The sequence below is a fragment of the Actinomycetospora atypica genome (genome assembly GCF_042653685.1).
In the GTDB taxonomy this organism is placed as follows: Bacteria; Actinomycetota; Actinomycetes; order Mycobacteriales; family Pseudonocardiaceae; genus Actinomycetospora; species Actinomycetospora atypica.
The window spans coordinates 133,772-159,144 of the sequence record NZ_JBHSIV010000002.1 but is presented as its reverse complement, the minus strand read 5'-3'; the positions used below and the strand labels follow the sequence as shown (position 1 = coordinate 159,144).

The following is a 25,373-nucleotide window of genomic DNA, read 5'->3' as shown; positions in this document are numbered from 1 at the left end:
CCGTACTGCGGAGAGCAGGACCTGCGCCCCCGGGAGACCCCGGAGAACGCGTGGGAGTGCGCCGACTGCCGTAGCACCTTCGTCGTCACAGGAGTGGTCGCATGACGAGCACGGAAAGCGTGACCAGGGCCGACGCCCTGGCGGCCGGCGAGCGTTTCGCGGCGCTGGAGGACTCCACCGACCACGTCGAGCTGACCCACGACATCCTCGCGTGGGCGGCGCGGACCTATGGCGACCGGCTGATCGTCGCGTCGAACATGCAGGACGCGGTGCTCGTCAAGCTCGGCGCCGAGGCGCGGCCCGGGGTCGACGTGCTCTTCCTCGAGACCGGCTACCACTTCGCGGAGACCCTCGGGACCCGCGACGCGGTGGCCCAGGTCTACGGGGTGAACATCGTCGAGGCCCATCCCGAGCTCACGGTCGCCGAGCAGGACGCGACGTTCGGCAAGGACCTCTTCGCCTCCGACCCCGCGTCGTGCTGCAATATGCGCAAGGTCGAGCCGCTGAAGAAGACGCTCGCGCTCTACGACGCCTGGGTCACCGGCGTCCGCCGCGTCGAGGCCCCGACCCGCGCCAACACCCCGCTGGTCACCTGGGACGAGAAGCACGGGCTGGCCAAGGTCAACCCGATCGCCCACTGGAGCGACGAGCAGATGGACGCCTACATCGCCGAGAACGCGATCCTGGTGAACCCCCTGGTCGGCGAGGGCTACCCGTCGATCGGCTGCAAGCCCTGCACGGCCAAGCCGGCGCCCGGCGCCGACCCGCGCAGCGGCCGCTGGGCGGGCTTCACCAAGACCGAATGCGGGTTGCACGGATGAGCCTCGACGTCACCACCCGCCCCGCGTCCCCGGCCAAGCAGGTCGACCAGCTCGACGCCCTCGAGTCCGAGGCCATCCACGTGATGCGCGAGGTCGCCGGCGAGTTCGACCGCCCCGCGATCCTGTTCTCCGGCGGCAAGGACTCCATGCTGCTGGTGCACCTGGCGCGCAAGGCGTTCTGGCCGGCGCCGGTCCCGTTCCCGGTGCTGCACGTCGACACGGGCCACAACTTCGACGAGGTCATCGAGTTCCGCGACCAGGTGGTCGAGCGCTACGGCCTCACCCTCGAGGTCGCGAGCGTGCAGGACTACATCGACGACGGGCGCCTGTCCGAGCGCGCCGACGGCACCCGCAACCCGCTGCAGACCACTCCCCTGCTCGACGCCATCGCCGAGCACCGCCACGACGCCGTGTTCGGCGGCGGCCGGCGCGACGAGGAGCGGGCCCGGGCCAAGGAGCGCATCTTCAGCCTGCGCACCGCGTTCGGCGCCTGGGAGCCCTCGCGGCAGCGCCCGGAGCTGTGGAACCTCTACAACGGGCGCCACAAGGCCGGCGAGCACGTGCGCGTGTTCCCGCTGTCGAACTGGACCGAGCTCGACGTCTGGCGCTACATCGCCCGCGAGGGCATCGAGCTCCCGACGATCTACTACGCGCACACCCGTGACGTCTTCCTCCGCGACGGCATGTGGCTCACCTCCGGGCCGTGGGGCGGGGCCCGCGACGGCGAGGAGGTCGTCCGGAAGACCGTGCGCTACCGCACCGTCGGCGACGGGTCGTGCACCGGCGCGGTCGAGTCGGACGCGACGTCGCTGGACGAGGTGCTCGCCGAGGTCCGGGAGTCCCGGCTGACCGAGCGCGGCGCCACGCGGGCCGACGACCGGCTCTCCGAGGCCGCCATGGAGGACCGCAAGAAGGAAGGGTATTTCTGACGTGACCGACCTTCTGCGTCTCGCCACCGCCGGCTCCGTGGACGACGGCAAGTCCACGCTCGTCGGGCGCCTGCTCTACGACACCAAGTCGGTCCTCGCCGACCAGATGGAGGCCGTCGAGCGCGCCTCGCGGTCGGCCGACGGCGAGCCCGACCTGTCGCTGCTGGTCGACGGCCTGCGCTCGGAGCGGGAGCAGGGCATCACGATCGACGTGGCGTACCGCTACTTCGCGACGCCGCGCCGCTCGTTCGTCCTCGCCGACACCCCCGGCCACGTCCAGTACACCCGCAACACGGTCACCGGCGCCTCCACCGCGCAGCTCGCCGTGCTGCTGGTCGACGCGCGCCACGGCGTCGTCGAGCAGACCCGCCGCCACGCCGCGGTGATGGCCCTGCTGCGCGTGCCGCGGATCGTGCTCGCGGTCAACAAGATCGACCTCGCCGACTACGACGAGGGCGTCTACACCCGCATCGCGAAGGAGTTCCGCGACCACACGACGGCGCTGGGCTACTCCGACGACGAGGTCGTGACGATCCCGGTGTCGGCCAAGGTCGGCGACAACGTGGTGCTCCCCTCCGAGCGCACCCCCTGGTACGACGGGCCGACCCTGCTCGACCACCTCGAGACGGTGCCCGTGGCCGTTCCCGACGAGGCCGCGCCGTTCCGGTTCCCGGTGCAGACCGTGATCCGGCCGCGCTCGGCCGAGCTCCCCGACTACCGCGGCTACGCGGGCCTCGTGGCCGCCGGCACGGTGTCGGTGGGCGACGAGGTCGTCGTCCTCCCCGACGGGCAGCGCACCACCGTCGCGGGCATCGACCGGTTCGAGGGCGAGCAGCAGTCGGCATCGGTGGGCGAGAGCGTGGTGCTGCGCCTCGCCGACGACCTCGGCATCGCCCGCGGCGCGCTCCTCGCGGCCGCCGGCTCGGCTCCCGAGGCCGTCACCGAGTTCACCGCGACGCTCGCCTGGCTGCACGACAAGCCCCTCGTTCCCGGACGACGGCTGCTCGTCAAGCACGGCACGCACACGGTGCAGGCGATGATCACCGGGATCACCGACCGGCTCGACATCCAGACCCTCGATCTCGACGCCGACCCGGGCACCCTGGAGATCAACGACATCGGGCACGTCGCGATCACGGTGGCCGAGCCGCTGCCGCTCGACGACTACGACGTCGTCGCCGCCACCGGCTCGTTCCTGGTCATCGACCCGCAGGCCGGCGACACCCTGGCGGCGGGCCTCGTCGGGAAGTGAGCACTTGTGAGCACTAATCCGTGCCTGGACACGGACTAATGCTCACAAGGCTTACGCCACCTCGTTGAGCTTCCCGGTCGCCACGTCGATGACGAAGCCGCGCACCGAGCCCTTGTTCTTGATGAACGGGCTGTCGGTGATGCGCTTGATCGAGTCGCGGACGTCCTGCTCGGCGTCGGGGAAGGCGTTGGCCGTCCACGAGGGGCGCTGACCGGCCTCCTTCTCGAGGATGTCGGCGAACTGCTCGTCGGTGAAGGTCACCATGCCGCAGTCGGTGTGGTGGATCAGGATGATCTCCTCGGTGCCGAGGAGGTGCTGGCTGATCGCGAGCGAGCGGATCGTGTCGTCGGCGACGATGCCGCCGGCGTTGCGGATGACGTGCGAGTCGCCTTCCTTGAGACCCAGCGCCCCGTAGGGGTTCACGCGGGCGTCCATGCAGGCGACGACGGCCGTCTTGCGGGCGGGCGGCAGCGGCAGCTCGCCGGGGAAGTTCGCGACGTAGCTCTCGTTGTTCTTCAGGTACTCGTCGGTGACCGACATGTGGGGTCCTTCGGCTGGAGTTCGGGGTGGACGGCACGGACCGGCCGCGGAGTCACACGCGGGGAGCAGGGAGGGCGCGGGCTCACGCGGCCCGGCGACACCACTGATCGAACTCCTGGACGCGGCGGCTCGGCCAGAAGGCGTCGAGTCCACCTGCGCACATGCGCATAGAGTGCCATGTCTGGCCTGTGAGCAGTAATCCGTGCCCACCACGGATTAGTGCGCACGGGCCTGCGGCACCCCCCACCATGCCCGTCGAGTTCATCGGTCAGGTCGCCACCCGGCACGGTTCGGAGATCCACCCGCCCTCCGGGCCGGCGATCGACCCCGACTTCCTGTACCGGTTCGTCGGCGTGCACGAGGAGGCCGGCTTCGACAAGGTGCTGGTCGGGCACAGCTCGTCGGGCCCCGACGGGCTGCAGGTCGCCGCCTTCGCCGCGGCGCACACGCACTCGCTCGGCTACCTCGTCGCGCACCGCCCCGGGTTCATGGCCCCCACCCTCGCGGCCCGGGCGTTCGCGACCCTCGACCGGTTCTCCGGGGGCCGGGTCGCCATGCACACGATCTCCGGCGGCAGCGACGCCGACCAGGCCCGCGACGGCGACCACGTCGACAAGGCGGCCCGCTACCGGCGCACCGACGAGTACCTCGAGGTCGTCAAGCGGACCTGGACCGACGAGGAGCCGTTCGACCACCGCGGCGAGTTCTACGACGTCACCGACGTGCACGCCGCCGCGCGCCCCCTCCAGCAGCCCCGGATCCCGGTGTACTTCGGCGGCTCGTCGGCCGACGCCTACCGGGTCGGCGGGAAGCACGCCGACGTGTTCGCGCTCTGGGGCGAACCGCTCGCCGAGACCGCCGAGCAGATCACGGCGGTGCACGAGGCCGCGCGCGCAGCGGGTCGCACGACGATGCCCGGCATCAGCGTCTCGTTCCGCCCCGTCCTGGGAGCCACCGAGGACCAGGCGTGGGAGCGCGCGCACGACGTGCTCGACCGCATCGTCGCGAACGGCGGCGGCGGGGGCTCGTTCACCGGCCGCACCACCCACCGCGCGGGCCACGAGGCCACGCGCACCAACGTCGGCTCACAGCGGCTGATGGCCGCCGCCGAGCGCGGCGAGCTGCACGACCGGTGCCTGTGGACCCCGACGGCGGCCGCGAGCGGGGGCGCCGGGAACTCCACGGCGCTCGTCGGGACCCCGGAGACCGTGGCGGCCGCGCTCCTCGACTACGTCGACCTCGGCGTGACCACGTTCCTCCTGCGCGGGTACGACCCGCTCGACGACACGGCCGCCTACGGACGCGACCTCCTGCCGCTGGTGCGTGACGAGGTCGCCCGGCGCGAGCAGGTCCCGGCCTGATTCGGCACGATGGAGCCGATGTCCTCCCCAGAGATCACCGACCTGCTCGCAGGCATCGCGGAGGGTGCCGCCGAGCGGGAGCGCAGCGACGAGGGCCCGTTCGACCAGGTGGCGGCGGTCGCGCGGGCCGGGCTCACGGCACTGTCGCTGCCGGTCGAGGAGGGTGGGCGGGGCGCGTCGATCCGCGAGCTGTTCGCCTTCGTGATCGACCTCGCGGAGGCCGACCCGATCGTCGCCCACGTGCTGCGCACCCACTACAGCCAGGTGCTGCGGTTCCTCCGCCTCGAGGACCCGGACCTTCGGCGCCGCTGGCTCGACGAGGTCCGCGCCGGGAAGGTGTTCGGCAACGCCATCTCCGAGACCGGCACGGTGTCGGCGGGCAACCACGACTTCACGACGACGCTCGAGCCCTCCGGCTCCGGGTGGGTGCTCGACGGCGTGAAGTACTACAGCACCGGCACGCTCTACTCGGACTGGATCTCGGTCGCGGCCCGCGCCGAGGGCGCCACCTACGGACCTGATGGCGGGGTGGCGACGGTGCTCGTGCCCGCCGACCGGCCGGGCGTCTCGGTGGTCGACGACTGGGACGGCATGGGCCAGCGGCGGACCGGCACCGGGACGACGCGGTTCGAGCGCGTGCCGGTGCACCCCGAGGAGTTCCTGTCGGTCCGCCCGCGCCACGAGCGCCGCGCCGCGTCCGACGTGCCGTTCCTGCAGCTCTACCTGCACGCGGTGGTCGCCGGGGTGCTGCGCTCGGTGGTCACCGACGCGGCCGGGCTCGTCCGGTCGCGGACCCGGACGTTCGACCACGCCCCGGCCCCGAGCCCGGTCGACGACCCGATCCTGCAGGAGACGGTCGGGCGCCTCGCCGCGACCGCGTGGGTCGCCGAGTCGGCCGTGCTCACCGCCGCCGACGCCGTCGCCGCGGCGGAGGACGACGAGGCGGCCGGGCCCGCCGCGTCGTACGCGGTGAGCGCGGTGAAGGTGCACCTCGACCGGGTCGCGACCGACGCGGCGACGGCGCTGTTCGACGTGGGCGGCGCGTCGGCGTCGAGCACCGCGAAGAACCTCGACCGGCACTGGCGCAACCTGCGCACGATCACCCTGCACAACCCGGCCTCGTACAAGGCGGCCGCGCTGGGCCGGCTGCGCATCGCCGGCCAGCCCCTGCCCGCCAACGGGTACTTCTGACGAGGGCATAGCCCACCCGCCCGGGCTGTTGCAGCCGGTGTCGATTCCAAGGAGGACCAACCCATGGCCCACGAGACCGCGATCCTCGCCGGCGGATGCTTCTGGGGCGCCCAGGAGCTGCTGCGCAAGCGCCCCGGCATCGTCTCCACCCGCGTCGGCTACTCCGGCGGCGACGTGCCGAACGCGACCTACCGCAACCACGGCGACCACGCCGAGGCCGTCGAGGTCGTCTACGACCCCGACGTGATCTCCTACCGCGAGATCCTCGAGTTCTTCTTCCAGATCCACGACCCGTCGACGAAGGACCGCCAGGGCAACGACCTCGGGCGCAGCTACCGGTCGGCGATCTACTACACCTCCGACGAGCAGCGTCAGGTCGCGCTCGACACCATCGCCGACGTCGACGCCTCGGGCCTCTGGCCCGGGAAGGTCGTCACCGAGGTGGAGCCGGCCGGGGACTTCTGGGAGGCCGAGCCCGAGCACCAGGACTACCTGCAGAAGCAGCCCTGGGGCTACACCTGCCACTTCGTGCGCCCGGGCTGGGTCCTGCCGAAGCGCGCCGAGCAGAACGCCTGACGATCCACCTTGTGAGACTCCGGTCACAGGGGTAGTCCTGGAGGTCCCCGCACCCGCGGGGACCTCCGGAGGTGGACCCAATGTCCGAGAAGCGCGAACCGACCAGGCCCCTGGCCCGCCACGACGCCGACGAACCCGCCCGCAAGGGCACCGTCGCCGGCTTCGTGGCCTCCGCCCGCATGTGGGCCCGCGAGCAGGGTCTCCCCGTGTCCTCCAGCGGTCCGCTGCCGTACGGCATCGTCGACCAGTACCGCCGGCGGCGCCAGCTGCGCGAGTAGGCGCCGGATCCGGGGTACAGGCTCTCCGTGGGCAGGCGAGGACGGGAGACCCCCAGGTGAGCACGGACGACGAGCGCGTCGCCACGGAGCCCGTCGCCACGGGGCCCGGGGACGCGGAGCCCGAGCCGCTGGGCGAGCCGGCGGCGGTGCCCCGCGGCAGCCTGCGGTACCGGCTGCGCAGCAACCCCGCCACGCGCACGTTCTACCGCGTGCTCGTCTTCGTCGTCGGGCTCCTGTTCATCGCCGGGGGCATCGCCCTGTCGGTGCTGCCCGGCCCCCTGACGATCCCCCCGGTCCTCGTCGGGCTGTGGATCTGGTCCACCGAGTTCGCCTGGGCGCAGCGGCTCTTCCTGCGCTTCAAGGTCAAGGGCCGCGAGGCCTGGGAGCACGCGAAGCGCCACCCCGTCAGCTCGATCGCGATCACGGTGGGCGGGATCGTCGCCGTGGTGGTCGGGGTGTGGGCGCTGCAGCACTTCGGTGTGATCGAGTGGGTGCGCGCGACCGTCGGGCTGTAGGCGTGACGAGACTCCCCGCGCTGTTGTCGACCACGCCCGCGGACCGCAGGATGACCGGTGTGATGCTGACCCGTCGACGCCACGTCGACCTCAAGCGCGTCACCTCGCAGCGCTGTCCGGGCTGACCTCGTCCCCGTCCGACGTCGCCCGCGAAGGATCTGTCTTGGCTCCCATCACCGCCCACTGGTTCCTGCCCACCTACGGGGACTCCCGCGGCCTCGTCGGGGGTGGTCACGGCGTCGCCACCGCCGCGGCCGGCGCTCCCCGCGAGGCGTCGTTGGGCTACCTCGCCCAGATCGCCCGCGCCGCCGAGACCGTCGGCTTCGAGGGCGCCCTCACCCCCACCGGCGCGTGGTGCGAGGACGCCTGGCTCACCACCGCGATGCTCGCGGCCGAGAGCGAGCGGCTGAAGTTCCTCGTCGCGTTCCGCCCGGGCGGCACCTCCCCCACCCTCGCCGCGCAGATGGGCGCCACCTTCCAGCGCCACTCCGGCGGGCGGCTGCTGGTCAACGTCGTCACCGGCGGCGAGCCTGCCGAGCAGCGCGCCTACGGCGACTTCCTCGACAAGGACGAGCGCTACACCCGCACCGGTGAGTTCCTCGACGTGGTGCGCCGGCTGTGGGCCGGCGAGCGGGTCACCCTCGACGGCGAGCAGATCCACGTCGAGGAGGCCCAGCTGCAGCGGCTGCCCGACCCGGTGCCCCCGATCTACTTCGGCGGCTCGTCGCCGAAGGCCGGCGAGGTCGCCGCGAAGCACGTCGACGTCTACCTGACCTGGGGCGAGCCGCCCGAGCAGGTCGCCGAGAAGATCACCTGGATCCGCAAGCTCGCCGCCGACGAGGGCCGCGAGGTCCGGTTCGGCATCCGCCTGCACGTCATCACCCGCGACACGTCCGACGCCGCCTGGGCGCAGGCCGAGGAGCTGCTGCGGGGCATCCCCGACGGGATGATCGAGCAGGTCCAGGCCGGGCTGTCGAAGTCCGAGTCGGTCGGCCAGCAGCGCATGCGGAGCCTGCACGGCGAGGGGGCCAAGACCGCCGCCGATCTCGAGATCTCCCCCAACCTGTGGGCCGGGGTCGGCCTGGTGCGCGGCGGAGCGGGCACGGCCCTCGTCGGGAGCCACGCCGAGGTGGCCGACCGCATCGCCGAGTACCACGCCCTCGGCATCACCGAGTTCGTGCTCTCCGGGCACCCGCACCTCGAGGAGGCCTACTGGGTCGGCGAGGGCCCGCTCGCCGAGCTGGGGCGACGCGGCCTGTGGGAGCCCGCCGCCGGGTCCGAGGCCGCCCGGGCCCTGACCGCACCCGAGGCGTCGGTGCCGTTCGCGGAGTAGGTCCCCCGTTCAGGACCGCATCACCACGCTTCCCGACGAGGTCCGGACCTCCAGTCCCGCGACCAGGTCGGGGGGCAGGTCGGTCGAGGCGGCGACCCGCACGTCCTGCCCGGGGGGCGGGCTCCAGCTGGCGATCTGCTCGACGCGCCCGTCGGCGCCGCGGACGACGAGCACGTAGGTCGTGCGCGGCGCGTCGGGCGGGGCGGGCGGGCGCGGCCCGCCCCGGTAGAGGCAGGTCAGCGCCACCTGGGTCCCCCACGGCCGGGCGGTGAGGCCGGCGAGACCGGACGACTCCGACCCGGTGACGCCCGGGAGCGCGACCTCCCGGACCGGGGCCGCGACGACGGTGTCGGGCGCGGCCGGCGTGGTCCACCACGCCACGGCGGCACCGCCGACGAGCGCGAGGACGACGGCGGCCGCGGCGGCGAGCAGCGCGACCCGACGGCGACGCCGCACGCGTCGCAGGGTGCCCGCGAGCAGGTCGGGAGGCGGGGCCCGGTCGGGGACGCGGGCGGGGAGCTCGGCCCGCGCGAGCAGTCCGGGCAGGCCGGCGACCGCGGCGAGCTCCGCGGTGCACGACGCGCACCCGTCGAGGTGGGCCTCGAACGTGTCCCGCTCGGCCGGGTCGAGCGCCCCGAGGACGTAGACGCCGACGTCGAAGCGGCGAGGGCAGCTCACGACCCGACCCCCATCTCCTCCAGCGCGAGGCGCAGCGCCCGCAGCGCGTAGTGCACCCGGGACTTCACCGTGCCCGCCGGGACGTTCAACGTCGCCGCGGCCTCGCCGACGGTACGGCCGCGGTAGTAGCACTCCACGAGGACGGCGCGGTGCTCGGCCGAGAGCCGCTCGAGCGCGGCGGCGACGGTCCAGGCCTGCACGGCGGCCTCGGCGTGGTGGGCCACGGTGTACCCGCCCGGAGCCGTCCCCGACTCCGCGCCCACGGGGTCGTCGGACAGCAGCTCCGGGCGGGCCGAGCGCGACCGCCACTCGTCGATGAGCACGTTGCGCAGGGTGCGCAGCAGCCAGGGCCGGGGATCGCCGCGGCTCGGGTCGAGGGCGGCCGGGTGGCGCCAGGCGCGCAGGAGCGTCTCCTGCACGGCGTCCTGGGCGCGGCCGCGGTCGGCGGTGGTGCGCAGCGCGACCGCCCACAGGGCCGCGCCGTGCTGCTCGTGCAGCACGCGCATCAGCTCCGCGTCCCCCGACTCCCGCACGTCCGGTTCCCGCTCCCCCGACCGGCGCCCCGCCACCGGCTCAGCGTCGCACGGCGCGCGTGAACGACCAGGCCGTGACCCACACCGAGCCGAGGGTGAGCACCAGCGCGCCCGGCACGTGCAGCGCGAGATTCGTGTGGCTGCCGTCGTAGGCCTGCACGAAGCTCAGCACGAAGACGACCGCGGCGAGGACCGCCGGCCACCACGGACCCCGGTGCGCCCGGGCGTACAGGACCGCGGCGATCGTCAGGAGACCGGTGACGACGTGCAGGACGATCGCGCCGGTGGCGTGGATCGCGACCGGCCCGCCGCGCGGGAGCATCTGGCCGGCGGTGACGAACTGGACGGCCAGGGTGAGCACGGAGAGCACCGCCGTCACCTGCACCGCCCGGAGGAGCCCCGCCGAGGGGCTCGTCGTGCGGGCTCCGGGGTCCGACGTCTCCGCGGTGCGGGTGCTGTGGGTCATCGCCACGTCCTCTGCTCGGGGTTCCTGCCCGGGTACACGGAGCGGAGGGCCGGCGGGTTCACGCCGGGAGGGATCGGGGCGGGCTCAGGCGAACGCGTCCGCCAGGAGCTCGTGGCTGCGGACGCGGTCGGCGTGCTTGCTGGTGATGGTGGTGACCAGCAGCTCGTCGGCGCCGACCGCGTTCACCAGCGTCGCGAGGCCGGCGCGGACCGTGCAGGGCGAGCCGACGAACTGGGTGTCGACCCGGTCGGCGACCCCGGTCCGCTCGGCGTCGCTCCACGCGCGTGCCCGCGCCTGTTCGGGCGTCACGTAGGGGTGGGCGCCCCGGCCGGTGCGGATGTCGAGCACCCACTGGCCGTAGGGGGCGGCGAGCTCACGGGCCGCGGAGTCGGAGTCGGCGACGACGACGTCGGCGGACACCATCACGTGCGGGCGCTCGAGCCGCTCGGAGGGGACGAACGCCTCCCGGTAGGCGGCCACCGTCTCGAGGACCGTGGTGGGCAGGGTGTGGTAGTTCACCGCGAACGGCAGGCCGAGCTCGCCGGCCGTCCGCGCGCTCACCCCGGGGCTGGAGCCGAGCACCCACACGTCGAGGTCGGCGCCCTCGGCGGGCAGGGCGTGCAGCGGGACGCCGTCGTCGCGGGTGGCGGTCCCCCGCAGGTAGCCGAGGATCTCGAGGACCTGGGCCCGGTGGTCCGGGGGGTCGCCGTGGATGCCGAAGCGTTCGGCCAGCGTCGCGAACGTCGAGAAGTCCGCGCCGGGCACGCGCCCCGGGCTGGGGATGAGCAGCCCGTCGACGTGGCGCGACGGCGGCGGGGGCGGCGCGTCGGCGGGCGGCGCCGCGCGTGCCCGGAGCATGGCCAGGATCTTGTGGATGTCGAACCGCCCGAGCCCGAGGTCGACCCGCCCGGGGTGGACCGCGGCCACCGTCCCGAACTGCTCGGCGATCTGCAGGGGCGGGGTCATCGGCATCTGCACCGCGCCCGAACCGACCCGGATCGTGCTCGTCGCCGACGCGACGAGCGCGGCCAGCACCGGGGTCGACGACGAGGCGACGCCCGGGTTGAGGTGGTGCTCGGCGACCCAGTAGCGCCGGTAGCCGGCCGCCTCGGCGGCGCGGGCGAGGTCGAGGGAGTCCCTCAGGGCCTCGGCGGCGGTGCCGCCGGCCGGGACGGGCCCGAGGTCGAGGACGGAGAGCGGGACGGACGGGGGCACGGCGAGGCCTCCTGGGGTGCGGGCGGGACGGGTCCGGGGCGAACCTCCGGACACACCGCACTCGCCGTGCGCACCAGGTCGACGTGCCGCCGATGGGTGCCGTGGAACGCCGACGCGGCCCCGCCTCCCGATCGCACGGCTCTCTGCCTACCCGGGCCTGCGGCCCACCCGCAAGCGCCCACGACGTCACGTTGACCGCGACCGGACGGAGGTGGACGGTGGAGGGCGTGCCGCTCCTGACGTCCCGGCGCCACATCGACCTCGGACGGGTGTGCTCCGCGCTCTGACGCGACCCCGCCCCGACCCCCGTCGACCGTCCCCCTCAGGAGCCTTGCCATGCCCGTCGAGTTCCTCGGTATCGCCGCCACCAACGACGGCTCGGAGATCGGGGCCCGCAGCGGCCCGGCCTTCGACGCCGACTACACCCTGCGTCTCGCCCGCGCCCACGCCGAGAACGGCTGGGACCGGGTGCTCACGGCCTACTCGTCCGGCAGCCCCGACCCCGCGCAGGCCGCCACCTACATCCTCGACCACGTCGAGGGCCTCCAGCTGCTCGTCGCGCACCGGCCGAACCTGTCGATCCCGACGTTCGCGGCGAAGACCTTCGCGACGATGGACCAGATCGGCGGCGGGCGGGTCACCATCCACGTCATCACCGGCGGCAGCGACCACGAGCAGGCCCGGGAGGGCGACCGGCTGGGCAAGGACGACCGCTACGGCCGCACGCGGGAGTACATGCAGATCCTCAAGCAGGCCTGGACCCGCACCGAGGCCTGGGACTACGCGGGCGAGCACTACTCCTTCGAGGACTTCGTCGCCGACGTGCGCCCCGCCCAGAGCCCGCGGATCAACCTGTCCTTCGGCGGCTCGTCGCAGGCCGCCTACGCGGTCGGCGGCGCCGAGGCCGACATCTACGCGCTGTGGGGCGAGCCGCTCGCCGACACCGCCGAGCAGATCCGCACCGTGCACGCCGCGGCCCGGGCCGCCGGCCGCACGACGATGCCCCGCATCCAGGTCGCGTTCCGACCGATCCTCGGCGCCACCGAGGAGGCGGCCTGGGAGAAGGCCTACGCCACGGTCGCGCGGATCGAGGAGCGCACCCAGGGCGGCACGAAGCCCCTCACCAACCGCCACAAGCTCCAGGACCCCGAGAACGCCGGCTCGCAGCGCCTCCTGGCCGTCGCCGCGCGGGGCGAGCGCTTCGACCGGGCGCTCTGGACGGTTACCGCGAAGGCGACCGGGGGCGGCGGCAACTCGAACGCGCTCGTCGGGACGCCGGAGACCGTGGCCGAGGCGCTGCTCGACTACTGGGACATCGGCGTCGACATCATGTCCGCGCGCGGCTACGACCTGCTCGCCGACGCCGAGGAGTTCGGCCGCGAGGTCATCCCGCTCGTCCGCGAGGGGGTCGCCCGCCGCGAGGCCGAGGGCCGCGCCCGCGGGGTGGAGACGCTCAGCGCCGCCTGAGCTGCGGCATGTGTGCGGAAAGTGGGGTCATAGCCCCACTTCCCGCTCACGTGCGCGCCGCGCGTCGTCGGGACCCCACAGCGTCGTCGGGACCTCGTCGCGGACCAGCGGGACGACCTCCTCGGCGAACCGGGCGAGCACCTCCTGCTGCTGCGGGTAGGGCAGCACGGGGTTGATCGACACCGACTGGAGGTCGTGGCGGTAGGCCTTGTGGTAGTCGAGGATCTTCTCCGCGACCCGTTCCGGCGTCCCCACCAGCGCGGGGCCGTGGGCGACGGCGTCCTCGATCGTCGTGAAGGACATCGTCTTGCCCTTGCGGGGGTCGCCGGCGTGCGCCTGGTTCAGCTTCGCCGCCATCGCCTCGTAGATCGGGCGGTACTGGGCGATCGCCTCGTCGTCGGTGTCGGCGAGGAAGAGCCCGCCCGACCCGGAGCCCACGTAGCCGACCGACGGGTCGTGCCCGTGCTCCGCGAGCTTCTCCCGGTACCGCTCGATGAGCACGAGGTAGGCCTCGCGGGGCTGCAGGGCGTTCGCCGTGAACAGCGGGTCGCCCCACCTCGCGGCGAGGTCGACCGCGTGGGTCGACGTGGCCGACCCGTGCCAGATGCGGAACGGCCCGGCGAACGGGCGCGGGAAGGTCGTCACGTCGTGCAGGTCGGCGTGGTGGGTGCCCTGCCAGTCGACGTGCTCGTCGCGGATCAGCCGGCGCAGCAGCTCGTAGTTCTCGGTGAGGTACTCGTACTGCCTGCCGATCTCGAGGCCGAACATCGGGAAGTGCCTGTCCTCGTTGCCCTTGCCGATGACGATCTCGAGCCGGCCGCCGGAGAGCTGGTCGACCGTCGCGTAGTCCTCGGCCACGCGCACGGGGTCGAGCAGCGAGAGCACCGTGACCCCGGTGGAGAGCAGGATGCGGTCGGTGGCCTGGGCGAGGGCGCCGAGCAGCACGGTGGGCGCCGAGGAGACGAACTCCCCGGCGTGGCGCTCCCCCACCGCGTAGGAGTCGAAGCCGAGCGCCTCCGCGCGGACCGCGGTCTCGACGACGCGCTCGAGGCGCTCGTGGACCGGGATGATCTCGCCGGTGACCGGGTGCGGGGCGTGCGGGACGATGTCGAGGACCTGGAACTTCACGGGTGCTCCCAGCAGGGGACGTGCCGACGGGGGACGCGGACCGGACGGTCAGCGACACCCCTGGGCCGTCACCCGGCACAGGTCCACGTGACGACGGCGCGTCAACGGGCGGAGCACGCTTGCAGCGTCAACCTCCGACGCCACCCCTGTCAATCGTCTCCCGGCGGCTCACGTCCAGCGACGCAGCAGCCGGGTCTGGACCAGCCCGAGGACCCCGTCGGTCAGTTTCCCGAGCAGGGCCAGCAGGACGATCGCGAGCAGGAGGACGTCGGTCCGGCCGGTGTTCTGCGAGTCGATGAGGAGGAATCCGAGCCCGATCGACGAGGCGATGAGCTCGGCGGCGACGAGGAAGAGCCAGCCCTGGGCGAGTCCGAGGCGCAGCCCGGCCATGGTGCCCGGGGCGATGGCCGGCAGCTGGACGGTGAGGAACAGGCGGAGACCGCGCCGGCCGTAGGCCCGCCCCACCTCGACGAGGTGCGGGTCGACGTGGGCGAGGGCGGCCGCGACGGTCGTGTAGACGGGGAAGAAGGCGCCGATCGCGACGAGCACGATCTTCGGGGTCTCCCCGATCCCCAGCCAGAGCAGCAGCAGCGGCACCCACGCCAGCGAGGGCACCGCCCGCAGGGCCTGCACCGACGGGGCGAGCAGGTCCCGGGCGGGCCGCCAGAGCCCGACGAGGCCGCCGAGGGCGACGCCCGCGACGGCGCCCACGGCGAACCCGGCGAGCACCCGCTGCACGCTGATGCCCACGTTCTGCCAGAGTTCGCCGCGCGCGAGGAGGTCGCCGAGCGCCCCGAGCACGGACAGCGGGGTCGGGAGCTGCGAGGGCGAGTAGGCGCCCGAGGTGGCCGCCGCGTGCCAGGCGAGGACGAACAGCACGGGCACGATCAGGCCGAGCCCGAGCGTCCGCAGACGCCGGGGGCGCTGACCGCCGCTCGGGCGGTCGTCCTCGGCGGCCGCGACCTCGCGGTCGTCGAGCACGGTCACGACGGGGTCCCGGCCGAGGTCGTCCCGCGGGCCTGGGTCGCCAGGGTCGGCTCGAACAGGGTGTCGAGGGCGGTGCGGACCTCGGCCTCGGAGCGGACCTGGCCGCCGGAGACCAGCAGCGGGACCAGGCGTCCGAGCACGGCGCGCTGCGGGTCGCCCGGCACCGGGTCGATGTCGATCTGCGTGCGCTCGAGCAGCTGCCGGCTCGCGACCTGCGGCGGGATGTTCGCGGCCCTGGCCAGCGTGGTGACCGCGGCCTGCGGGTTCTCCCGGATCCAGGCGCGGGCCCGCTCGTAGGCGCGGACCACCGAGGCGGCGACCTGCGGCTTCTCGGCGAGGAAGCGCTCGTCGGCGTTGAGCAGCCCGTACGACTGGAAGTCGAGGTTGCGGTAGATCAGCTTCGAGCCGGCCTGCAGCTCGGACTGGGCCATCAGCGGGTCGAGCCCGGCCCACGCGTCGACGTCGCCGCGCTCGAGCGCCTGCCGGCCGTCGGCGTGCTGGAGGTTGACGATCTCGGTCCCGCCGGCCGGGATGCCGGCGCCGGCGAGGGTCTGCTGGAGGAAGAAGTACGGGTCGGTGCCCTGGGTGGCCGCGACGCGCAGACCCCGCAGCTGGGCGGGCTGGGTGATCGGCGAGTTCGCGCGCACCACGATCGCCGACCACTCCGGCCGGCTGTACACGTCGATCGCCTTGATCGGGGATCCGTTGGCCCGGGCGAGCAGCGCCGGGGTGCCGGCCGTCGACCCGATGTCGATCACGCGGGCCCGCAGGTTCTCGTTCGCCTTGTTGCTGCCCTGGGACAGCACCCACTGGACCGAGCCGGGCCCGAACTCCTGCTCCAACCAGCCCTGCTCCTTGATCACCAGGCTGAGCGGGTTGTAGTAGGCGTAGTCCAGCTTGACGGTCGTGCCGCCCGGGGGCGGCGCACCGACCGAGCCGTCGGTGTTCTCCCCCGACACGCAGCCGGACAGCAGTGCGGCGAGGACCGCGACGAGGGCGACGAGCACGCCGGGACGTGGGGACGGCAGAGGACGCATCGGGGCAGCTCCGGGCGATGGGGAGGGTGGGGGTCCGGCGGGGGGCCGGGTCAGGAGCGGGCGGGCGCGTGGCGGGGCACGCCGAGGCGGTCGAGCAGGTCGACGCGGAGGTCGGCGAGCGCGCGGTCGGCGCGGTCGCGCGGGCGGGGGGTCGGCACCGTGAGGTGGTGCGCGACCGTGGCGCCGGGGCGGTCGTCGACGGGCCCGAGGACCACCACCCGGTCGGCGAGCGCGAGCGCCTCGTCGACGTCGTGGGTGACGAGCAGGACCGTGGCCCCGGAGGAGCGCTGGAGGTCGTCGACGAGGTCCTGCATCCGCAGCCGGGTGAGGGCGTCGAGGGCGGCGAACGGCTCGTCGAGCAGCAGGACGCCGGGACGGCGGACCAGGGCGCGGGCCAGCGCGGCCCGCTGCGCCATCCCGCCGGAGATCTCGCGGGGGCGACGGCGGGCGGCGTCGGTGAGCCCGACCGTCCCGAGGGCCCGGGCGACCTGCGCGCGGCCGTCGTCGCGGGGTGTGCCGTCGGGCAGCCCGAGGGCGACGTTCTCCGTGACCGTGCGCCACGGCAGGAGCCGCGGCTCCTGGAACACGACGGCGGCCCGGTGGTCGATCCCGGTGACGGTCACGCCGTCGAGCCGGACCTCGCCGCCGGTGGGGAGGTCGAGCCCGCCGACGAGGCGGAGCAGCGTCGACTTGCCGCAGCCGGAGGCGCCGAGCAGCGCGACGACCTCCCCGGCCTCCACGCGCAGGTCGACGTCACGCAGGACGACTCGACGCTCGACGCCGGTGCCGAAGGCGCGCGCCACGCCGACGAGGTCGACGGGCACGGCGGAGAGGTGGTGCGGGGCGGTCATGGAGTCCTGTCCGGGGCGGGGCGGTTCGGCGCGGTCACCCCGGCGGACAGGCGGCGCTCGTGGCGTAGGCGAGGTCGAGCCAGGCGCGACCGACCAGCTCTCCACCCACGTCACGATGCGAACCCGACACAGCGGCGCAACCTAGTCGATCCATGCCCTGACCGGGCGCCGCTCGTCACGCAGGTCACCGGCGCGTGCAGGGACGGGGCGTCGCGTCGTGGGTCACGCGGCACCCGGATCGGTTGACAGCTCACGGGTCGGGCTCCCTAGAGTTCCACCTCGACCATCCCGAGCGGCCGAGAGACCTGGCTCGACGACGCCGCAGCAACCCCCCGTCCGCGGGCGAGGGTGCTCATGCCGGGAACCGATGGAGGACACGATGCGCGAGTGCGAGCAGGCCCCTGCCCTGCGCTGCACGCGCTCGTCCTTCGTCGGGTGCTACCGCCGCCACGTCGACCTGCAGCGGGTCGCGAGCGCGGTCTGTCCGGCCTGACGGCCCCCGACAGACCCCTCCACCTCGCGGCCCCGCGCCGCAGGAAGCGGCACACCCATGTCCCCGGACACCCCTGCGCTCCACCTCGCCGTCGCGCTCGACGGCGCCGGCTGGCACCCCGCCGCCTGGCGCGAGCCCGGCGCCCGCCCCCGCGACGTGTTCACCGCGCGCTACTGGGCCGACCTCGTCCGCACGGCCGAGAGCGGCCTGCTCGACCTCGTGACGATCGAGGACGCCCTCGGCCTGCAGTCGGGCGACCACCTCGCCGAGCCCGACCGGCGGACCGACCTCCTGCAGGGCCGGCTCGACGCCGAGCTGATCGCGGCCTTCGTCGCGCCGCTGACCACCCACATCGGCCTGGTCCCGACCGTCACCACCACGCACACCGAGCCCTTCCACGTCGCCTCGGCGCTCGCGACCCTCGACCACGACTCCCGCGGCCGCGCCGGCTGGCGGGTGCAGACGTCGGTCCGTCCCGACGAGGCCCGGCACTTCGGCCGCCGCTCCGTCCCCCCGCTGCGCCGTGGCGAGCTCGACACCCCCGAGGCCCGCGCCCTGGTCGCCGAGCTCTTCGGCGAGGCCGCCGACGTGATCGAGGTGGTCCGGCGGCTCTGGGACTCGTGGGAGGACGACGCCGAGGTGCGCGACGCGGCGAGCGGGAAGTTCCTCGACCGCTCGAAGCTGCACCACGTCGACTTCACCGGCGAGCACTTCGCCGTGCGCGGCCCCTCGATCGTGCCGCGCCCCCCGCAGGGCCAGCCGCTGGTGGTCTCCCTCGGCCACGCGTGGGAGCCCTACCGGCTGGCCGCCCGTGGCGGGGACGTCCTGTTCATCACGCCGCACGACGAGGACGAGGTCACGACGATCCTCGCCGAGGTCCGCGACGCCGAGCGTCACGTGGGGCGCGAGGGGGCTCCGCTGCAGGTGTTCGCCGACCTCGTCGTGCTGGTCGACGAGACCGAGGACGCGGCCCGCGCGCACCTGGCCCGCCTCGACGGGATCGCGCCCCTGTCCAGCGACGCGGCGGTCCTCGCCACCACGCCGGCGGCGCTCGCCGACCTGCTCGTGGCCTGGCAGCGCGCGGGCCTCGACGGCTTCCGGCTGCGTCCCGCCGTCCTGCCCGCCGACCTCGACGCCATCGTCGGCGACCTCGTCCCGGAGCTGCAGCGACGCGGCGCCTTCCGCACCGCCTACGGCGAGTCGACCCTGCGCGGACGCTTCGGCCTCGCCCGTCCTGCCAGCCGCTACGCCACCGTGGGGAGCCCCGCATGAGTCGCAAGCAGGTGGTCCTCGGCGCCTACTTCCCCGGCGTCAACCACGACACCGTCTGGAGCGACCCCGCCTCGGGGAGCCACATCGACTTCTCGTCGTTCGAGCACTGGGCCCGCACCGCCGAGCGCGGGAAGCTCGACCTGCTCTTCCTCGCCGAGGGGCTGCGCATTCGTACCCGCGGCGAGGAGTTCTTCGACCAGGACGTGGTGGGGCGCCCCGACACCTTCACGGTGCTCGCCTCCCTGGCGGCGGTCACGGAGAACATCGGGCTCGCGGGCACGATCAACTCCACGTTCAACGAGCCCTACGAGCTCGCGCGGAAGTTTGCCACGCTCGACCACCTCTCCGGCGGCCGCGCCGCGTGGAACGTCGTGACCAGCTCGGACGCCCCGACCGGGGAGAACTTCCGGCGCGGCGGCTACCTCGGGCACCACCAGCGCTACGAGCGCGCCGGCGAGACCCTCGCCGCGGTCCGCGCGCTGTGGGACTCGTGGGGATCCGACGCCGTCGTCGCCGACCAGGCCGCGGGGCGGTTCCTGCGCGACGGCCACGTCGGCGACTTCGCCGTCCACGGCCACCAGTTCGACATCGCCGGGCGCTTCACGGTGCCGCGCAGCCCGCAGGGCCACCCGGTGATCCTGCAGGCCGGGGAGTCGCCCGCGGGACGCGACTTCGCCGCCGCGAACTCCGACGCGATCTTCTCGCGGTACCAGAAGTTCGACGAGGCCCGCGCGTTCTACGACGACGTCAAGGCGCGCGTCGCGAAGGCCGGTCGGAACCCCGACGAGGTGCGGATCCTCCCCTCGGCCGCCGTGATCCTGGGCGACACCGAGGCCGAGGCCCGGGAGCGGCACGCCGAGATCCACGACCGCCAGGTCGACCCGTGGACCGCGATCGTGCTCGCCGAGATGGTGTGGAACCGCGACCTGTCGGGCTTCGACCCCGACGGCCCGGTCCCCGACGTCGACCCCACCCCCGAGGCGCCGACGTGGATCCGCGGCCGCGCGCCGCTGACCCAGGACGCCCACGCCACCGCGAGGGCGTGGCGCGAGATCGGCGAGGCGAAGGACCTGTCGCTGCGCGAGGTGGTCAAGCACGTGTTCGACCGCGCGGTCTTCGTCGGGACCCCCGAGCACGTCGCCGACGAGATCGACCGCTACGTGCAGGCCGACGCGTGCGACGGCTTCAACCTCGGCAGCCACGTCAGCCCGTCCGGCCTCGACGAGATCGTCGAGCAGGTCGTCCCGATCCTCACCGAGCGCGGGGTCTTCCGCGCCGACTACGCAGGAGGCACGTTGCGCGACAACCTCGGGCTGGCTTCGCCGGCCCGCTTCGGCGAGCGTCACCCCGGCGCCGGGTCGGTGGCCTCGTGAAGCACCGTCTCGCCGCGGCCGTCCTGACGACGGGCCTGCTCGCCCTGGCGGCGTGCGGCGGCTCGGGCGGCGGCGCCGGGCAGGACGCCGGGCCGCCGCGGCCGGGCGGGGACCTCGTCTTCGCCGTCTCGAGCGACGCGGGCTGCGCCGATCCCCAGCAGGTCGCCAGCAACGACTCGATCTACTCGATGCGCCAGATCGTCGACTCGCTCACCGACCAGGACCCGGCCAGCGGCGACATCAAGCCCTGGCTCGCGACCTCGTGGTCGTCGAACCCGACCGCCACGGAGTGGACCTTCCAGCTCCGGCCGGGGGCCACGTTCTCCGACGGCACTCCGGTCGACGGGAACGCCGTGAAGGCCAACTTCGACCGTGTCCCCTCCCTCGGTGCGCGCGGCACCCTGCCGAAGGGCTACCTGGCGGGCTACCAGGGGACGACGGTCACGAGCCCGACCTCGGTCACCGTGCGCTTCGCCCAGCCGAACGTGCAGTTCCTCCAGGGCACCTCGACCCACAGCCTCGGGCTGCTCTCCCCCGCCAGCGCCGCGCAGACCGACGACCAGCGCTGCGCGGGCGTCGTCGGGTCGGGGCCGTTCGTCCTGCAGTCCTACGTCAAGAACCAGGCCACCGTCCTAACGAGGCGGGCGGGCTACACCTGGGGATCGTCCCTGTTCACCCACCCCGGCGAGGCCTACCTCGACCGCGCCGAGTTCCGCGTGGTCCCGGAGTCGGGCGTGCGCACCGGCAGCCTGCAGTCCGGCGAGGTCGACGCGATCGCGAGCATCGGCCCGCAGGACGAGGCCCCGCTCTCGGGGGCCGGCATCGACCTGCCGTCGCGGGCGAACCCCGGGGTGCCGTTCGGCATCGTGTTCAACCTCGCCACGCCGCTCGGGCAGGACGCCGCGGTCCGCGAGGCCGTCTCGGCCGCGATCAACCGGCAGGAGGTCGTGTCGGCGGTCTACACGTCGCAGACGAAGCCGGCGACGTCGGCGCTCGCGTCGACGACGCCGGACTTCGCCGACCAGTCCGCCCTGCTCGGCTTCGACCCGGCGCGGGCGAACTCGGTCCTGGACGCCGCCGGCTGGGTCCGCGGTCCCGACGGGATCCGGACGAGGGCCGGGGCGCGGCTGACCCTGCCGCTGCTCTACGCGCCGGTCATCGCGACGAACCGGCCGGCGCTGGAGCTCGTCCAGCAGCAGCTGCGCGCGGTCGGCATCGACCTGCAGCTGCAGGAACGGCCGATCTCGGACACGGCGGCGATCCAGCAGAGCGGCCAGTTCACGGCCGCCTGGTTCAACGTCAGCCGGGCCGACCCCGACATCCTGCGCAACCAGTTCGGGAGCGCCGGCTCGAACGTCTTCCGCTTCCCGGCGGGGACGCCGGTCGACGCCCTGCTCGCCGCGCAGGCGGGGACGCTCGACCCCGCCCAGCGCACGCAGCAGGTGGCGCAGGCCCAGCAGCAGCTGGTCGGTCAGCACCTCGTCATCCCGGTCGCCGAGCTCACGACGACCCTGGGCGTGGGCCCGCGGGCGCACGACGTCGCGTTCGACGCCTCGTCGCGCATCCAGCTCCACGACACCTGGAAGTCCGAGCAGTGATCTACCTGCTGCGCCGGCTCGGCTTCGCGGTCCTCGTCCTGTGGGCCTCGTACACCGTCTCGTTCGCCGTCCTGTACCTGCTGGCCGACCCGGTCGCGACGCTCGTCGCCCGGGCGTCCGACGGGTCGGCCGTCACGGCGGCCGAGCTCGCCGAGCTGAAGGCGCGCTACGGGCTCGACCAGCCGGTGCCGGTGCAGTACCTCGATCGGCTCGGGGCGGCACTGCAGGGCGACCTCGGGAGGTCCTTCGTCAGCGGCCAGCCCGTGGGCCGCACCATCGCCGAGTCCCTGCCCCCCACGCTGCAGATCGCGGCGGCGGGGCTGGTCCTCGCGGTGGTGCTCGGCGCCGGGGTCGCCCTGACCGCGACCTACACCCGCAGCCGCTGGCTCGCGCAGGCGCTCATGGGCCTGCCGTCGCTGGCGGTGTCGCTGCCCGTGTTCTGGGTCGGCCTCATGCTCGTGCAGCTGTTCTCGTTCCGGCTCGGCTGGCTGCCCGCGGTCGGCGCCCGCGGGCCGGAGGCCCTGATCCTGCCCGCGGTCACCCTCGCGCTCCCGACGGGTGCGCTGATCGCCCAGGTGCTCGTCAAGAGCATGGGGCAGGCGCTCGCCGAGCCCTACGTGACCACCGCGCGCGCCAAGGGGGTCGGCCCGCTCGCGGTCCACCTCCGGCACGCGCTGGGCAACGCGGCGATCCCGGCACTCACCGTGCTGGGCTACGTCACGGGCAACCTGCTCGCGGGGACGGTCGTCGTCGAGACCGTCTTCACCCGCCCCGGTCTGGGCCGCACCACCGTCTCGGCCGTCGCCGACCAGGACATCCCGCTGGTCCAGGGCGTCGTGCTCTTCGCCGCCGTCGTGTTCGTCCTGGTGAACCTCGCCGTCGACCTGCTCTATCCCCTGCTCGACCCCCGCGTCACCCAGGCGGTGCCCGCATGACCGAACTGCTCGATCCCCGCCCCGACGCCCCGGCGCCGGCGTCGGCCTCGTCGTCGAATCCGCCGGCGCAGGGGCGCGCCCGGCTCGGCCGCTTCCTGCGCCGCCGTCCCGGGCTGGTCGTCGCGGTCCTCGTGATCGTGTTCGTGCTGGTCTCGGCGCTGTTCCCGAGCCTGTTCGCGCCGGGCGACCCGAACCTCGCGGTGCCCCGGCAGCGCTCGCTGCCCCCCGGCCCCGGGCACTGGTTCGGCACCGACTACCTGGGCCGCGACATGTGGAGCCGCGTCGTCCACGGGACGTCGCTGTCACTGCAGGCGACCGTCACCGCGGTGGCCGTCGCGCTCGTCGTCGGCGGCCTGATCGGGCTGCTGGCCGGCTTCGTCGGGGGCTGGGTCGACGAGGTGCTGATGCGCGTCGTCGACGTCCTCATGGCGATCCCGCCGATCCTGCTCGCCCTCGCGCTGATCGCCGCCCTGGGCTTCGGCACGACGAACGTGGCGATCGCCGTCGGCGTCGCGAGCGTCGCCCAGTTCGCCCGGGTGATGCGCGCCGAGACCCTGCGCGTGCGCGGCACCGTCTACGTCGAGGCGGCCCGGGCCGTGGGGACGAGGTGGTGGGTGTCGCTCGGCCGGCACGTGCTGCCGAACGCGGCGGGCCCCGTGCTGGTGCTGGCGGTGCTGGAGTTCGGCCTCGCGATCCTCGCGGTGTCGTCCCTGTCGTTCCTGGGCTACGGGGCGCCGCCGCCCGCCCCGGAGTGGGGGTCGCTGGTGTCCGAGGGCCGCAACTACCTCGCCACCTCCTGGTGGATGTGTGCGATGCCCGGCCTGACGATCGCGGCGACGGTGCTCTCGGTGAACCGCGTCTCGAAGGCGCTCGACGGCGAGTGGGGGCGGGACCGGTGAGTGCACTCCTGGAAGTGCGGGACCTGCAGGTCGACTACCGGGTCGGCCCCGGGACCGTCGCGGCCGTGCGGGGGATCGACCTCGACGTGGCCGCCGGCGAGGTCGTCGCCGTCGTCGGCGAGTCGGGCTCCGGGAAGTCGACGCTGGCGCAGGCCGTCATCGGGCTGCTCCCGGCGAACGGCGCCGTGCGCGCCGGCCGGGTCGCGCTCGACGGCGAGGAGCTCCTCGGGCGCTCGGAGCGTGCTCTGCGCTCGGTGCGCGGAGCCCGGATCGGCCTCGTCCCGCAGGACCCCGGGGTCTCGCTGAACCCGGTGCAGAAGGTCGGGGCCCAGGTCGCGGAGGTCCTGCGGGTCCACGCCCTGGCCGACCGGCGCTCCGCCCCGGCCCGGGCCGTGGAGCTGCTGGAGCGCGCGGGCATCCCCGACGCCGCGGTACGGGCGGGCCAGTACCCGCACGAGCTCTCCGGGGGTCTGCGCCAACGGGCGTTGATCGCCGTCGCCATCGCCGCCTCGCCCGCCCTCCTCATCGCCGACGAGCCGACCAGCGCGCTCGACGCCACCGTCGCCCGGCAGATCCTCGACCACCTCGACACCCTGCGCGCGGAGACGGGCAGCGCCCTGCTGCTGGTCACCCACGATCTCGGCGTGGCCGCCGACCGGGCCGACCGCATCGTCGTGATGTCGCAGGGCCGCATCGTCGAGCAGGGCCCGACGGCCGAGGTCCTCGCCGCCCCGTCGCACGAGTACACCCGCGAGCTGCTGGCGGCCGCGCCCGGGCTCTCGGTCGTCGACCCGCCGCCGCTGCCGGCCGTCGCCCCCGGCACCGGGCCGATCGCGGAGGTCCGGGGCCTCGTCAAGGACTTCCCGCTGCCCCGCACCCGGGGCTCGTGGCGGCGGGGGCACCTGCGGGCGGTGGACGACGTGTCGTTCTCCATCGCGCGTGGCGAGACCCTGGCGCTCGTCGGGGAGTCGGGCTCGGGCAAGTCGACCACCGCGCGGCTCCTGCTGCGCCTCGCCGACCCCACCGCCGGGCAGGTGTTCCTCGACGGCGAGGACATCACCACCGTCCGCGGCGCGGCGTGGCGGGCGCTGCGCCGCCGGGCCCAGCTCGTCTACCAGAACCCGTACGCCTCGCTCGATCCCCGCTTCGGAGTGCGGGAGGTGATCACCGAGCCGCTGCGGGCGTTCGGCGTCGGGACCCGCGAGGAGCAGGCGGCCCTCGCCGCCGAGCTGGTCGACCGGGTGCGGCTGCCGGCGTCGATGCTCGAGCGACGGCCGGTGGAGCTCTCCGGCGGGCAACGGCAACGCGTCGCCATCGCCCGGGCGCTCGCCCTGTCGCCCGACCTCGTCGTGTGCGACGAGCCGGTGTCGGCCCTCGACGTGTCGGTGCAGGCCCAGGTGCTCGAGCTGCTGCGCGAGCTGCAGGAGCGCGACGGGCTGGCCTACCTCTTCATCTCCCACGACCTCGCCGTCGTCCGCCGCGTCGCCCACCGGGTCGGCGTGATGCGCGGCGGCCGGCTGCTCGAGCTCCGCCCCACGGCCGAGATCTTCGACGACCCGTGGCACGAGTACACCCGCACCCTGCTCGGCGCCATCGCCGGCCGGAGTGCCGCGCGTTCCTGAGCACCACCCGACCCCAGGAGGAA

Annotated in this window: 26 protein-coding genes and 1 riboswitch; of the genes, 17 read left to right on the top strand and 9 right to left on the bottom strand. The window is 74.1% G+C overall.

Annotated features, from left to right (window positions below; all coding sequences use genetic code 11):
* Positions 1-101 precede the first annotated feature (101 nt).
* Genes ACFPBZ_RS02495 through ACFPBZ_RS02485 form a run of 3 tightly spaced genes read left to right on the top strand, consistent with a single transcriptional unit; the run spans position 102 to position 3,002 of the window.
* A complete protein-coding gene (locus tag ACFPBZ_RS02495; protein WP_378034417.1) occupies positions 102-821 on the top strand; it encodes a phosphoadenylyl-sulfate reductase in 720 nt (239 codons plus the stop codon).
* Positions 818-1,750, top strand: coding sequence for a sulfate adenylyltransferase subunit CysD (cysD, locus tag ACFPBZ_RS02490; protein ID WP_378034416.1), 933 nt, complete (start codon positions 818-820; stop codon positions 1,748-1,750). Before ACFPBZ_RS02495 ends, cysD begins: the two co-directional genes overlap by 4 nt.
* Before the next feature lies 1 nt (position 1,751).
* Complete coding sequence (locus tag ACFPBZ_RS02485; protein ID WP_378034415.1) at positions 1,752-3,002, top strand: sulfate adenylyltransferase subunit 1; 1,251 nt, start codon at positions 1,752-1,754, stop codon at positions 3,000-3,002.
* A 51-nt stretch (positions 3,003-3,053) separates the two neighbouring features.
* Here the strand turns inward: ACFPBZ_RS02485 and ACFPBZ_RS02480 are convergent, their stop codons facing one another.
* Complete coding sequence (locus ACFPBZ_RS02480) at positions 3,054-3,542, bottom strand: beta-class carbonic anhydrase (protein ID WP_378034414.1); 489 nt, start codon at positions 3,540-3,542, stop codon at positions 3,054-3,056.
* Positions 3,543-3,790: 248 nt separating this feature from the next.
* On the opposite strand from ACFPBZ_RS02480, the gene ACFPBZ_RS02475 reads away from it, so the two are divergent.
* From ACFPBZ_RS02475 to ACFPBZ_RS02450, 6 genes are all read left to right on the top strand, one after another.
* Entirely contained in the window at positions 3,791-4,903 is a 1,113-nt protein-coding gene (locus ACFPBZ_RS02475; protein WP_378034413.1) for an LLM class flavin-dependent oxidoreductase, read from the top strand.
* 18 nt (positions 4,904-4,921) lie between these two features.
* The gene (locus ACFPBZ_RS02470) at positions 4,922-6,094 is read left to right on the top strand and encodes an acyl-CoA dehydrogenase family protein (RefSeq protein ID WP_378034412.1); all 1,173 of its coding nucleotides are present in this window, start codon (positions 4,922-4,924) and stop codon (positions 6,092-6,094) included.
* Between the two features lie 63 nt (positions 6,095-6,157).
* Positions 6,158-6,670, top strand: coding sequence for a peptide-methionine (S)-S-oxide reductase MsrA (gene msrA / locus ACFPBZ_RS02465; protein WP_378034411.1), 513 nt, complete (start codon positions 6,158-6,160; stop codon positions 6,668-6,670).
* 80 nt (positions 6,671-6,750) lie between these two features.
* Positions 6,751-6,948: an Lsr2 family DNA-binding protein gene (locus ACFPBZ_RS02460; RefSeq protein ID WP_378034410.1), complete on the top strand. Its 198-nt coding sequence runs from the start codon at positions 6,751-6,753 to the stop codon at positions 6,946-6,948.
* Between the two features lie 56 nt (positions 6,949-7,004).
* Positions 7,005-7,463, top strand: coding sequence for a PGPGW domain-containing protein (locus ACFPBZ_RS02455; protein ID WP_378034409.1), 459 nt, complete (start codon positions 7,005-7,007; stop codon positions 7,461-7,463).
* Positions 7,464-7,626: 163 nt separating this feature from the next.
* Entirely contained in the window at positions 7,627-8,796 is a 1,170-nt protein-coding gene (locus tag ACFPBZ_RS02450; protein WP_378034408.1) for an LLM class flavin-dependent oxidoreductase, read from the top strand.
* A gap of 9 nt (positions 8,797-8,805) precedes the next feature.
* On the opposite strand, the gene ACFPBZ_RS02445 is transcribed toward ACFPBZ_RS02450, so the two are convergent.
* The 4 genes from ACFPBZ_RS02445 to ACFPBZ_RS02430 all read right to left on the bottom strand — a co-directional run bounded on the left by ACFPBZ_RS02445 (position 8,806) and on the right by ACFPBZ_RS02430 (position 11,688).
* Positions 8,806-9,474: an anti-sigma factor family protein gene (locus ACFPBZ_RS02445; protein ID WP_378034407.1), complete on the bottom strand. Its 669-nt coding sequence runs from the start codon at positions 9,472-9,474 to the stop codon at positions 8,806-8,808.
* Positions 9,471-10,043, bottom strand: a complete 573-nt coding sequence (locus ACFPBZ_RS02440) for a sigma-70 family RNA polymerase sigma factor (RefSeq protein WP_378034406.1) — start codon at positions 10,041-10,043, stop codon at positions 9,471-9,473. Before ACFPBZ_RS02440 ends, ACFPBZ_RS02445 begins: the two co-directional genes overlap by 4 nt.
* Before the next feature lie 4 nt (positions 10,044-10,047).
* Positions 10,048-10,473, bottom strand: a complete 426-nt coding sequence (locus ACFPBZ_RS02435; protein WP_378034405.1) for a hypothetical protein — start codon at positions 10,471-10,473, stop codon at positions 10,048-10,050.
* 84 nt (positions 10,474-10,557) lie between these two features.
* On the bottom strand, positions 10,558-11,688 hold the full coding sequence (locus tag ACFPBZ_RS02430) for an LLM class flavin-dependent oxidoreductase (RefSeq protein ID WP_378034404.1): 1,131 nt from the start codon (positions 11,686-11,688) through the stop codon (positions 10,558-10,560).
* Positions 11,689-12,024: 336 nt separating this feature from the next.
* On the opposite strand from ACFPBZ_RS02430, the gene ACFPBZ_RS02425 reads away from it, so the two are divergent.
* Positions 12,025-13,155, top strand: coding sequence for an LLM class flavin-dependent oxidoreductase (locus tag ACFPBZ_RS02425; RefSeq protein WP_378034403.1), 1,131 nt, complete (start codon positions 12,025-12,027; stop codon positions 13,153-13,155).
* Positions 13,156-13,182: 27 nt separating this feature from the next.
* Here the strand turns inward: ACFPBZ_RS02425 and ACFPBZ_RS02420 are convergent, their stop codons facing one another.
* The 4 genes from ACFPBZ_RS02420 to ACFPBZ_RS02405 all read right to left on the bottom strand — a co-directional run bounded on the left by ACFPBZ_RS02420 (position 13,183) and on the right by ACFPBZ_RS02405 (position 17,158).
* Positions 13,183-14,283, bottom strand: a complete 1,101-nt coding sequence (locus ACFPBZ_RS02420) for an LLM class flavin-dependent oxidoreductase (RefSeq protein WP_378034402.1) — start codon at positions 14,281-14,283, stop codon at positions 13,183-13,185.
* A gap of 168 nt (positions 14,284-14,451) precedes the next feature.
* The gene (locus ACFPBZ_RS02415; protein WP_378034401.1) at positions 14,452-15,270 is read right to left on the bottom strand and encodes an ABC transporter permease; all 819 of its coding nucleotides are present in this window, start codon (positions 15,268-15,270) and stop codon (positions 14,452-14,454) included.
* The gene (locus tag ACFPBZ_RS02410; RefSeq protein ID WP_378034400.1) at positions 15,267-16,277 is read right to left on the bottom strand and encodes an aliphatic sulfonate ABC transporter substrate-binding protein; all 1,011 of its coding nucleotides are present in this window, start codon (positions 16,275-16,277) and stop codon (positions 15,267-15,269) included. Before ACFPBZ_RS02410 ends, ACFPBZ_RS02415 begins: the two co-directional genes overlap by 4 nt.
* A gap of 80 nt (positions 16,278-16,357) precedes the next feature.
* Positions 16,358-17,158, bottom strand: coding sequence for an ABC transporter ATP-binding protein (locus tag ACFPBZ_RS02405; protein WP_378034399.1), 801 nt, complete (start codon positions 17,156-17,158; stop codon positions 16,358-16,360).
* Between the two features lie 280 nt (positions 17,159-17,438).
* Positions 17,439-17,532, top strand: a riboswitch (SAM riboswitch).
* A gap of 5 nt (positions 17,533-17,537) precedes the next feature.
* On the opposite strand from ACFPBZ_RS02405, the gene ACFPBZ_RS02400 reads away from it, so the two are divergent.
* From ACFPBZ_RS02400 to ACFPBZ_RS02370, 7 genes are read left to right on the top strand one after another with little or no spacing between them, the layout of a single operon-like run.
* Positions 17,538-17,651: a putative leader peptide gene (locus ACFPBZ_RS02400; protein WP_378034398.1), complete on the top strand. Its 114-nt coding sequence runs from the start codon at positions 17,538-17,540 to the stop codon at positions 17,649-17,651.
* Between the two features lie 57 nt (positions 17,652-17,708).
* Complete coding sequence (locus ACFPBZ_RS02395; protein WP_378034397.1) at positions 17,709-18,923, top strand: LLM class flavin-dependent oxidoreductase; 1,215 nt, start codon at positions 17,709-17,711, stop codon at positions 18,921-18,923.
* Complete coding sequence (locus tag ACFPBZ_RS02390) at positions 18,920-20,296, top strand: NtaA/DmoA family FMN-dependent monooxygenase (protein ID WP_378034396.1); 1,377 nt, start codon at positions 18,920-18,922, stop codon at positions 20,294-20,296. The genes ACFPBZ_RS02395 and ACFPBZ_RS02390 overlap by 4 nt, the downstream gene beginning before the upstream one ends.
* Positions 20,293-21,894, top strand: a complete 1,602-nt coding sequence (locus ACFPBZ_RS02385) for an ABC transporter substrate-binding protein (RefSeq protein WP_378034395.1) — start codon at positions 20,293-20,295, stop codon at positions 21,892-21,894. The genes ACFPBZ_RS02390 and ACFPBZ_RS02385 overlap by 4 nt, the downstream gene beginning before the upstream one ends.
* Positions 21,891-22,829: an ABC transporter permease gene (locus tag ACFPBZ_RS02380; protein WP_378034394.1), complete on the top strand. Its 939-nt coding sequence runs from the start codon at positions 21,891-21,893 to the stop codon at positions 22,827-22,829. The genes ACFPBZ_RS02385 and ACFPBZ_RS02380 overlap by 4 nt, the downstream gene beginning before the upstream one ends.
* On the top strand, positions 22,826-23,728 hold the full coding sequence (locus ACFPBZ_RS02375; RefSeq protein WP_378034393.1) for an ABC transporter permease: 903 nt from the start codon (positions 22,826-22,828) through the stop codon (positions 23,726-23,728). The genes ACFPBZ_RS02380 and ACFPBZ_RS02375 overlap by 4 nt, the downstream gene beginning before the upstream one ends.
* Positions 23,725-25,350, top strand: coding sequence for a dipeptide ABC transporter ATP-binding protein (locus tag ACFPBZ_RS02370; protein ID WP_378034392.1), 1,626 nt, complete (start codon positions 23,725-23,727; stop codon positions 25,348-25,350). The genes ACFPBZ_RS02375 and ACFPBZ_RS02370 overlap by 4 nt, the downstream gene beginning before the upstream one ends.
* Positions 25,351-25,373 lie beyond the last annotated feature (23 nt).